This is a genomic window from Pseudomonas nitroreducens TX1 (assembly GCF_000313755.1).
In the GTDB taxonomy this organism is placed as follows: Bacteria; Pseudomonadota; Gammaproteobacteria; order Pseudomonadales; family Pseudomonadaceae; genus Pseudomonas; species Pseudomonas nitroreducens_A.
On record NZ_AMZB01000099.1, the window covers coordinates 54,973 to 65,803 of the forward strand.

The 10,831-nt window shown below is 61.9% G+C and carries 8 protein-coding genes and 1 pseudogene; all 9 read left to right on the forward strand.

The features are described from left to right. Positions 1-104 precede the first annotated feature (104 nt). Positions 105-491, forward strand: coding sequence for a succinate dehydrogenase, cytochrome b556 subunit (gene sdhC, locus C167_RS0109605; RefSeq protein WP_162140471.1), 387 nt, complete (start codon positions 105-107; stop codon positions 489-491). Further along, on the forward strand, positions 485-853 hold the full coding sequence (gene sdhD / locus C167_RS0109610; RefSeq protein ID WP_026078926.1) for a succinate dehydrogenase, hydrophobic membrane anchor protein: 369 nt from the start codon (positions 485-487) through the stop codon (positions 851-853). The genes sdhC and sdhD overlap by 7 nt, the downstream gene beginning before the upstream one ends. Positions 854-856: 3 nt before the next feature. Next, positions 857-2,629, forward strand: a complete 1,773-nt coding sequence (gene sdhA, locus C167_RS0109615) for a succinate dehydrogenase flavoprotein subunit (protein WP_017518062.1) — start codon at positions 857-859, stop codon at positions 2,627-2,629. An 11-nt stretch (positions 2,630-2,640) separates the two neighbouring features. After that, positions 2,641-3,348, forward strand: a complete 708-nt coding sequence (locus tag C167_RS0109620; protein WP_026078927.1) for a succinate dehydrogenase iron-sulfur subunit — start codon at positions 2,641-2,643, stop codon at positions 3,346-3,348. A gap of 250 nt (positions 3,349-3,598) precedes the next feature. Next, entirely contained in the window at positions 3,599-6,430 is a 2,832-nt protein-coding gene (locus C167_RS0109625) for a 2-oxoglutarate dehydrogenase E1 component (protein ID WP_026078928.1), read from the forward strand. A 42-nt stretch (positions 6,431-6,472) separates the two neighbouring features. Continuing rightward, positions 6,473-7,702 carry a 2-oxoglutarate dehydrogenase complex dihydrolipoyllysine-residue succinyltransferase gene (gene odhB, locus C167_RS0109630; protein WP_017518065.1) on the forward strand — a complete coding sequence of 410 codons (1,230 nt, stop codon included), beginning with the start codon at positions 6,473-6,475 and terminating at the stop codon, positions 7,700-7,702. Between the two features lie 81 nt (positions 7,703-7,783). Further along, positions 7,784-9,220, forward strand: coding sequence for a dihydrolipoyl dehydrogenase (gene lpdA / locus C167_RS0109635; RefSeq protein ID WP_017518066.1), 1,437 nt, complete (start codon positions 7,784-7,786; stop codon positions 9,218-9,220). Positions 9,221-9,380: 160 nt separating this feature from the next. Then, on the forward strand, positions 9,381-10,547 hold the full coding sequence (gene sucC, locus C167_RS0109640; RefSeq protein ID WP_017518067.1) for an ADP-forming succinate--CoA ligase subunit beta: 1,167 nt from the start codon (positions 9,381-9,383) through the stop codon (positions 10,545-10,547). Beyond that, positions 10,547-10,831 (forward strand): annotated as a pseudogene (locus C167_RS0109645) (succinate--CoA ligase subunit alpha); the annotation flags it as partial. The gene sucC and the pseudogene C167_RS0109645, both read left to right, overlap by 1 nt.

Genomic DNA, 10,831 nt, shown 5'->3' on the forward strand with positions numbered 1-10,831 from the left:
CCGTCCGGCCTCGCTTGATTGGTGGTTGTCACTCCCGAAGGTGATGGGTACCTGACAAGTGCACCTCCCGACAACTAGCCCTGATCCATAGAAGGGCTCTCAGTGTGAAAAAAGCCGTGAATAGCAAACGACCCGTAAACCTAGACCTAAGGACCATCCAACTCCCTATCACTGCTTACACGTCGATTCTCCACCGCATCTCTGGCGTCATTCTGTTCGTGGGCATCGCAGTGCTGCTGTTCGCACTGGATCGTTCCCTCGCTTCGGAAGAAAGCTTCGAGCAGGTGAAGGCGTGTCTGACCCATCCGTTGGTCAAGCTTGTGATCTGGGGCCTGCTGTCTGCGCTGCTGTACCACCTGGTAGCCGGTATTCGTCACCTCATCATGGATGCAGGCGTTGGCGAAACACTGGAAGGCGGTAAGCGTGGTTCGAAAATCGTCATCGCTGTCGCAGTGGTGCTGATCGTTCTGGCGGGGGTATGGGTATGGTAACTAACGTCACTAACTTGTCGCGTTCGGGTCTGTATGACTGGATGGCTCAACGCGTCTCCGCGGTCGTTCTCGCGGCTTATGTTCTCTTCCTGCTGGGCTTCCTGATCGCGCACCCGGGTATTTCCTACGCCGAGTGGCATGGTCTGTTCTCCCACAGCCTGATGAAGATCTTCAGCCTGTTGACGCTGGTATCCCTGAGCGTGCACGCATGGGTCGGCATGTGGACCATCACGACCGACTACCTGACTCAGATGGCGCTGGGCAAATCCGCGACCGTCGTGCGTTTCCTCGTCCAGGCAGTATGCGGCATGGCCATGTTCGCATTCTTCGTCTGGGGTGTGCAGATTCTCTGGGGTAACTGATCCATGGCTAGCATTCGTTCTCTTTCCTTCGACGCCATCATTGTTGGCGGTGGCGGCGCCGGCATGCGCGCTGCGCTGCAGCTGGCCCAGGGCGGTCACAAGACTGCCGTGGTGACCAAGGTCTTCCCGACCCGTTCGCACACCGTTTCCGCCCAGGGCGGCATCACCTGCGCCATCGCTTCGGCCGACCCGAACGACGATTGGCGCTGGCACATGTACGACACCGTCAAGGGCTCCGACTACATCGGCGACCAGGACGCCATCGAATACATGTGCTCCGTCGGCCCGGAAGCCGTGTTTGAACTGGAACACATGGGTCTGCCGTTCTCCCGTACCGAACAGGGCCGCATCTACCAGCGTCCGTTCGGTGGCCAGTCCAAGGACTTCGGCAAGGGTGGCCAGGCTGCCCGTACCTGTGCCGCGGCCGACCGTACCGGTCACGCCCTGCTGCACACCCTCTATCAGGCCAACCTGAAGAACGGTACTTCCTTCCTTAATGAGTGGTACGCCGTTGACCTGGTGAAGAACCAGGACGGTCATGTGGTTGGCGTCATCGCCATCGACATCGAAACCGGCGACACCGTTTATATCCGTTCCAAGGCCGTGGTCCTCGCCACTGGCGGTGCCGGCCGTATCTACGCCTCCACCACCAACGCCCTGATCAACACCGGTGATGGCATCGGTATGGCCCTGCGCGCTGGCGTGCCGGTGCAGGACATCGAGATGTGGCAGTTCCACCCGACCGGCATCGCCGGCGCCGGTGTACTGGTCACCGAAGGTTGCCGCGGTGAAGGTGGCTACCTGATCAACGCCCACGGCGAGCGTTTCATGGAGCGTTATGCGCCGAACGCGAAAGACCTGGCTGGCCGTGACGTGGTTGCCCGCTCCATGGTCAAGGAAGTGATCGCCGGCAACGGCGTGGGCCCGAACAAGGACCACGTACTGCTGAAGCTCGACCACCTCGGCGAAGAAGTTCTGCATAGCCGCCTGCCCGGCATCTGCGAACTGTCCAAGACCTTCGCCCACGTCGACCCGGTTGTCGCTCCGATCCCGGTCATCCCGACCTGCCACTACATGATGGGCGGCGTCGCCACCAACATCCATGGCCAGGCCCTGACCATGGATGCCAACGGCAACGAGCAGATCATCGAAGGCCTGTTCGCCGTAGGCGAAGTGGCTTGCGTATCGGTACACGGCGCCAACCGCCTGGGCGGCAACTCGTTGCTCGACCTGGTGGTGTTCGGCCGTGCCACCGGTCTGCACCTGGAAAAAGCCCTGAAAGAGGGCATCGAGCACCGCGGTGCTTCCGAATCCGACCTGGAATTCGCTTTCAATCGCCTGAACGGCGTGAACGAGCGCACCAGCGGCGAAGAAGTCGCCCCGCTCAAGCGTGAGCTGCAATCCTGCATGCAGAACTACTTCGGTGTGTTCCGTACCGGCGAGTACATGCAGAAAGGTATCGCTCAGCTGGCTGATCTGCGTGAGCGTATCGCTACCGTCAAGATCAATGACAAGAGCCAGGCGTTCAACACGGCGCGTATCGAAGCGCTGGAACTGCAGAACCTCCTCGAAGTGGCCGAAGCCACTGCGATTGCGGCCGAAGCCCGCAAAGAGTCGCGCGGCGCGCATGCCCGTGAAGACTTCGAGGAGCGCGATGACGAGAACTGGCTGTGCCACACCCTGTACTTCCCGGGTGAGAAACGCGTTGCCAAGCGTGCCGTCAACTTCGCGCCGAAAACTGTTCCGGCATTCGAACCCAAGGTTCGTACTTACTAAGGGTGCCCGCCATGTTGCAAGTGAGTGTTTACCGCTACAACCCTGAGAAGGACGCTGCACCCTACATGCAGGACTTCCAGGTCGATACCGACGGCAAGGACATCATGGTCCTGGACGTGCTGGCGCTGATCAAGGAACAGGACGAGGGCTTCTCCTATCGTCGTTCCTGCCGTGAAGGCGTGTGCGGTTCCGACGGTATGAACATCAACGGCAAGAACGGCCTGGCCTGCATCACTCCCCTGTCGGCCGCTGGCCTGAAGGGCGGAAAGCTGGTCCTGCGTCCGCTGCCGGGCCTGCCGGTCATCCGTGACCTGGTCGTCGATATGCGCATCTTCTACAAGCAGTACGAGAGCGTGAAGCCGTTCCTGCAGAACAAATATGCAGCCCCGGCCATCGAACGTCTGCAAAGCCCGGAAGAGCGCGAGAAGCTGGACGGTCTGTACGAGTGCATCCTGTGCGCCTGCTGCTCGACCTCCTGCCCGTCGTTCTGGTGGAACCCCGACAAGTTCCTGGGCCCCGCCGCGCTGCTGCAGGCCTATCGCTTCCTGGCCGACAGCCGTGACACCGAAACCCAGGCTCGCCTGGCGAGCATGGATGATCCGTTCAGCGTCTTCCGCTGCCGCGGCATCATGAACTGCGTGAACGTCTGCCCGAAGGGTCTGAACCCCACCAAGGCAATCGGTCACATCCGTAACATGCTGCTGCAGAGCGGCACTTGATCCGAGGGCATTGCGCCCAGAGATCATTGCAAGAGCGACACCTGTGCCGCCGGAACATTGTCCGGCGGTACAGTCCTTAGGACCCAAGCCCACAAAGCGGGGGTCCTGTTTTGAAAACGTATATATGACCAGCAGGGGCATCCGGGCTGGTACCCGGACTATCTGCGGGAATCGGTGGCTTGAAGTCGCTGTGTATGACTTCGCGCCAGAGATTCCACAGGTGGAGTCCCCTTACCGAGGGTGACCAAGCATGCACGAAAGCGTAATGCAGCGGATGTGGAACAGTGCCCATCTATCCGGTGGAAACGCTGCCTACGTCGAAGAGCTCTACGAGCTCTACCTGCACGACCCGAACGCTGTGCCAGAAGAGTGGCGCACGTACTTCCAGAAGCTCCCCGCCGACGGCAATCCTGCCCCAGACGTCTCGCATTCCTCTATCCGTGATCATTTCGTACTCCTGGCCAAGAACCAGCGCCGCGCTGCGCCTGTTTCCGCCGGCAGCGTAAGCACCGAGCACGAGAAGAAACAGGTCGAAGTACTGCGTCTGATCCTGGCATACCGTCTGCGTGGGCATCAGGCTGCGTCGCTCGATCCGCTGGGTCTCTGGGTGCGTACCGCGCCCTCCGATCTGTCGCTCGAACACTACGGGCTTACTGCTGCAGACCTCGACACCACCTTCCGCACCGGCGAGCTCTACATCGGCAAGGAAGAGGCGACCCTACGTGAAATCATCGATGCGCTGAAGCAGACCTACTGCAGCACCATCGGCGCCGAGTTCATGCACATCGTCGATTCCGAACAGCGCCACTGGTTCGCCCAGCGCCTGGAAAGCGTGCGTGGTCGTCCGACCTATTCCGCGGACGCCCGTTCCCACCTGCTCGAGCGCCTGACCGCTGCCGAAGGCCTGGAAAAGTACCTGGGCACCAAGTACCCCGGCACCAAGCGCTTCGGCCTGGAAGGCGGCGAGAGCCTGATTCCGATGGTCGACGAGATCATCCAGCGTTCCGGCTCCTACGGCGTGAAGGAAATCGTCATCGGCATGGCCCACCGCGGCCGTCTGAACGTCCTGGTCAATACCCTGGGCAAGAACCCGCGCGACCTCTTCGACGAGTTCGAAGGCAAGAAACTGGTCGAGCTGGGCTCGGGTGACGTGAAGTACCACCAGGGCTTCTCCTCCAACGTCATGACCACCGGCGGCGAAGTCCACCTCGCCCTGGCGTTCAACCCCTCGCACCTGGAAATCGTTTCCCCGGTGGTCGAGGGTTCGGTACGCGCCCGCCAGGACCGTCGCAAGGACGGCAGCGGCGACAAGGTCGTGCCGATCTCCATCCACGGCGATGCCGCCTTCGCGGGGCAGGGCGTGGTCATGGAGACCTTCCAGATGTCGCAGACCCGGGCGTACAAGACGGGCGGCACCATCCACATCGTGATCAACAACCAGGTCGGCTTCACCACCAGCCGTCAGGACGACGCTCGTTCCACCGAGTACGCGACCGACGTGGCGAAGATGATCCAGGCGCCGATCTTCCATGTGAATGGCGACGATCCGGAAGCCGTGCTGTTCGTGACCCAACTGGCTGTCGACTACCGCATGCAGTTCAAGCGTGACGTGGTCATCGACCTCGTCTGCTATCGCCGTCGCGGCCACAACGAGGCCGACGAGCCGAGCGGCACCCAGCCGCTGATGTACCAGCAGATCGCCAAGCAGCGCACCACCCGCGACCTGTATGCCGACGCGCTGATCGCCGCTGGCGTGCAGACCACCGAGCAGGCCCAGGAGAAAGTCGACGAATACCGCGACGCTCTCGACAACGGCCAGCACGTGGTGAAGAGCCTGGTGAAGGAGCCCAACAAGGAGCTCTTCGTCGATTGGCGTCCGTACGTGGGCCATGCCTGGACCGCGCGTCACGACACCCGCTTCGACCTGAAGACCCTGCAGGACCTGTCGGCCAAGCTGCTGGAGACTCCGGACGGCTTCGTCATGCAGCGTCAGGTGCAGAAGATCTACGAAGACCGCGCGAAGATGGCTGCCGGTGGCATGCCGATCAACTGGGGCTTCGCCGAGAACCTGGCCTACGCCACCCTGCTGTTCGAAGGCCACCCGGTGCGCATGACCGGTCAGGACGTCGGCCGCGGCACCTTCTCGCACCGCCATGCGGCGCTGCACAACCAGAAGGACGACTCGGTCTACATCCCGCTGGCCAACCTGTTCGACGGCCAGCCGCGCGTCAGCCTGTACGACTCCTACCTTTCGGAAGAAGCCGTTCTGGCGTTCGAATACGGCTACGCCACCACCATGCCGAACGCGCTGGTGATCTGGGAAGCCCAGTTCGGTGACTTCGCCAACGGTGCGCAGGTTGTGATCGACCAGTTCATCACCAGCGGCGAAACCAAGTGGCAACGCCTGTGTGGTCTGACCATGCTGCTGCCGCACGGTTACGAAGGCCAGGGTCCGGAGCACTCCTCCGCACGTCTGGAGCGTTACCTGCAGCTGTGCGCCGAGCAGAACATCCAGGTCTGCGTGCCGACTACCCCGGCCCAGGTTTACCACATGCTGCGCCGTCAGGTGATCCGTCCGCTGCGCAAGCCGCTGATCGTGATGACTCCGAAGTCGCTGCTGCGTCACAAGCTGGCCATCTCGACCCTGGAAGATCTGGCCAACGGCTCGTTCCAGACCGTGATCAACGAGATCGACAGCCTGGATCCGAAGAAGGTCGACCGCATCGTGCTGTGCAGCGGCAAGGTGTACTACGACCTGCTGGAGAAGCGTCGTGCCGAAGGTCTCGAGAACATCGCGATCGTTCGTATCGAGCAGCTGTATCCGTTCCCGGAAGACGATCTGGCCGAGGTCCTGTCGCAGTACAAGAACCTCAAGCACATCGTCTGGTGCCAGGAAGAGCCGATGAACCAGGGCGCCTGGTACTGCTCGCAGCACCACATGCGTCGTGTCATCGCCGCGCACAAGAAAGGTCTCAACCTGGAATACGCGGGCCGCGAAGGCTCGGCAGCTCCGGCTTGCGGCTACGCTTCGATGCACGCCGAGCAGCAGGAAAAACTGCTGCAGGACGCCTTCACCGTTTAACGCCAACGCGCAGTTGATACCGAATTTAAGGAAACACACATAATGGCTATCGAAATCAAAGCCCCAACCTTCCCGGAATCGGTTGCCGACGGCACCGTCGCAACCTGGCACAAGAAGGTCGGTGAAGCCGTCAAGCGTGACGAACTGATCGTCGACATCGAGACCGACAAGGTCGTGATCGAAGTACTGGCCGAGGCCGACGGCGTCCTGGCTGAGATCGTCAAGAATGAAGGCGACACCGTTCTCTCCAACGAACTGCTGGGCAAGCTGAGCGAAGGCGGTGCTGCCGCTGCCGCTCCGGCTGCTGCCGCCGCTCCCGCTGCCGCTCCGGCCGCTGCTGCCCCGGCTGCCGTCGCTGCCGACGACAACATCCTCTCGCCGGCCGCCCGCAAGCTGGCCGAAGAGAATGGCATCGACCCGAACAGCCTGGCCGGCACCGGCAAGGGCGGTCGCGTGACCAAGGAAGACGTCGTGGCTGCCGTTGAAGCCAAGAAGAACGCCCCGGCTGCCGCTCCGGCCGCCAAGGCCGCTGCCCCGGCTGCTGCCGCTCCCGTGTTTGCCGCTGGCGACCGCGTCGAGAAGCGCGTTCCGATGACCCGCCTGCGTGCGAAGGTTGCCGAGCGTCTGGTGGAAGCCCAGTCCTCCATGGCCATGCTGACTACCTTCAACGAAGTCAACATGAAGCCGATCATGGACCTGCGCAACAAGTACAAGGACCTGTTCGAGAAGAAGCACAACGGCGTCCGCCTGGGCTTCATGTCCTTCTTCGTCAAGGCCGCCACCGAAGCCCTGAAGCGCTTCCCGGGCGTCAACGCCTCGATCGACGGCAACGACATCGTCTACCACGGCTACCAGGACATCGGTGTGGCAGTGTCCAGCGACCGCGGTCTGGTCGTACCGGTCCTGCGCAACGCCGAGTTCATGAGCCTGGCCGAGATCGAGAACGGCATCGCCACCTTCGGCAAGAAAGCCAAAGACGGCAAGCTGTCCATCGAAGACATGACCGGTGGTACTTTCACCATTTCCAACGGTGGCGTATTTGGTTCCCTCCTGTCGACGCCGATCGTCAATCCGCCGCAGACCGCCATCCTCGGCATGCACAAGATCCAGGAACGCCCGATGGCCGTTAACGGCCAGGTGGTGATCCTGCCGATGATGTACCTGGCGCTGTCCTACGATCACCGCATGATCGACGGCAAGGAAGCGGTCAGCTTCCTGGTCACCATGAAGGATCTGCTGGAAGATCCGGCTCGCCTGCTGCTCGACGTCTGATACGTCAGTTAACACGACGGCCCCGTACTACACGACGGCCCCGAAAGGGGCCGTCCGCTTCACCGGAATAAGGATTGAGACATGAGCCAGAAATTCGACGTGGTTGTGATTGGTGCCGGCCCCGGCGGCTACGTAGCCGCCATCCGTGCCGCCCAACTCGGCCTGAAGACCGCTTGCATCGAGAAGTACATCGGTAAAGAGGGCAAGGTCGCTCTCGGCGGTACCTGCCTGAACGTAGGCTGCATTCCGTCCAAGGCGCTGCTGGACAGCTCCTGGAAGTACAAGGAAGCCAAAGAAGGTTTCGAGATTCACGGTATCTCCACCGGCGGCGTGAAGATGGACGTCCCGGCGATGGTTGCCCGCAAGGCCAACATCGTGAAGAACCTGACCGGCGGCATCGCTACCCTGTTCAAGGCCAACGGCGTGACTTCCTTCGAAGGCCACGGCAAGGTCCTGGCCAACAAGCAGGTCGAAGTGACCGGCCTGGACGGCAAGACCCAGGTGTTGGAAGCCGACAACATCATCATCGCCTCGGGCTCCCGTCCGGTGGAAATCCCGCCGGCTCCGCTGACCGAAGACGTGATTGTCGATTCCACCGGCGCCCTGGAATTCCAGAGCGTACCCAAGAAGCTGGGCGTGATCGGTGCTGGCGTTATCGGCCTGGAACTGGGTTCGGTCTGGGCTCGCCTGGGCGCTGAAGTCACCGTCCTGGAAGCCCTGGACAAGTTCCTCCCGGCTGCCGACGAGCAGATCGCCAAGGAAGCGCTGAAGACCCTGACCAAGCAAGGCCTGAACATCCGCCTGGGCGCTCGCGTCACCGGTTCGGAAGTGAAGAAGAAGCAGGTCACCGTGGCCTTCACCGATGCCAACGGCGAGCAGAAGGAAACCTTCGACAAGCTGATCGTGGCCGTGGGCCGTCGGCCGGTGACCACCGATCTGCTGGCTGCGGACAGCGGCGTGACCCTGGACGAGCGCGGTTTCATCTACGTCGACGACCACTGCAAGACCAGCGTTCCGGGCGTCTACGCCATCGGTGATGTGGTCCGTGGCGCCATGCTGGCGCACAAGGCCTCGGAAGAGGGCGTGATGGTTGCCGAGCGCATCGCCGGCCACAAGGCCCAGATGAACTACGACCTGATTCCGTCGGTGATCTACACCCACCCGGAAATCGCATGGGTCGGCAAGACCGAGCAGCAGCTCAAGGGCGAAGGCGTCGAAGTCAACGTCGGCACCTTCCCGTTCGCCGCCAGCGGCCGCGCCATGGCTGCCAACGACACCGGCGGCCTGGTCAAGGTCATCGCCGATGCCAAGACCGACCGCGTACTGGGCGTCCACGTGATCGGCCCGAGCGCCGCCGAGCTGGTTCAGCAGGGCGCGATCGGCATGGAATTCGGCACCAGTGCCGAAGACCTGGGCATGATGGTCTTCTCCCACCCGACTCTGTCCGAAGCGCTGCACGAAGCGGCACTGGCAGTGAATGGCCACGCCATCCACATCGCCAACCGCAAGAAGCGCTAAGGAACGGGACCACGGCGGGGAGGGTGGCAGTCTTTTGCGAGGGGCTGCCGTCCACCCCGCCGGATCGTTTCTCCCCCAAGGGGGACTCGGTCACAGGTGGCGTGGCGCCACGAGCGCCGCGCCGAATGCGCAATACCCAAGACGAAAACGGTAGACAAGCATGAATCTCCACGAATATCAGGGTAAGCAGCTGTTCGCTGAGTACGGCCTGCCCGTATCCAAGGGCTTCGCCGTCGACACACCCGAAGAGGCCGCAGAAGCCTGTGAAAAAATCGGTGGTACCGAGTGGGTCGTTAAAGCCCAGGTACACGCTGGTGGCCGCGGTAAAGCGGGCGGTGTGAAGCTGGTCAAGAGCAAAGAGGACGCCAAGGCGTTCGCCGCCAACTGGCTGGGCAAGCGTCTGGTGACCTACCAGACTGACGCCAACGGCCAGCCGGTCAGCAAGATCCTGGTGGAATCCTGCACCGACATTGACAAGGAGCTGTACCTCGGCGCCGTTGTCGATCGTTCCAGCCGTCGCATCGTCTTCATGGCCTCCACCGAAGGTGGCGTGGACATCGAGAAAGTGGCGCACGAAACGCCTGAAAAGATCCTCAAGGCCACCATCGATCCGCTGGTAGGCGCTCAGCCGTTCCAGGGCCGCGAGCTGGCCTTCCAACTGGGCCTGAAGGGCGACCAGATCAAGCAGTTCACCCACATCTTCGTTGGCCTGGCCAAGCTGTTCCAGGACTACGACCTGGCACTGCTGGAAGTGAACCCGCTGGTGATCAAGAAAGACGGCAACCTGCACTGCCTGGACGCCAAGATCAACATCGACTCCAACGCCATGTACCGTCAGCCCAAGCTGCGCGCCATGCACGACCCGTCCCAGGACGACGCTCGTGAAGCCCATGCGCAGAAGTGGGAGCTGAACTACGTCGCGCTGGAAGGCAACATCGGCTGCATGGTCAACGGCGCTGGCCTGGCCATGGGCACCATGGACATCGTCAACCTGCACGGCGGCAAGCCGGCCAACTTCCTCGACGTTGGCGGCGGTGCCACCAAAGAGCGCGTGACCGAAGCGTTCAAGATCATCCTTTCCGACAGCAACGTCGCTGCCGTTCTGGTGAACATCTTCGGCGGCATCGTTCGCTGCGACATGATTGCCGAAGGCATCATCGGCGCCGTGAAAGAAGTCGGCGTGAAAATCCCGGTTGTCGTTCGTCTGGAAGGCAACAACGCCGACCTCGGCGCCAAGGTCCTGGCCGAGAGCGGTCTGAACATCATCGCGGCGACCAGCCTGACCGACGCTGCCCAGCAAGTCGTCAAGGCCGCGGAGGGTAAGTAATGAGCGTCCTGATCAATAAAGACACCAAAGTCATCTGCCAGGGCTTCACCGGCTCGCAGGGTACCTTCCACTCCGAACAAGCCATCGCCTACGGCACCAAGATGGTTGGCGGCGTGACCCCCGGCAAGGGCGGCACCACCCACCTCGGCCTGCCGGTGTTCAACACCGTCAAGGAAGCCGTGGAAGCGACCGGCGCTGACGCCTCGGTCATCTACGTTCCGGCTCCGTTCTGCAAGGACTCGATCCTGGAAGCGGCTTTCGGCGGCATCAAGCTGATTGTCTGC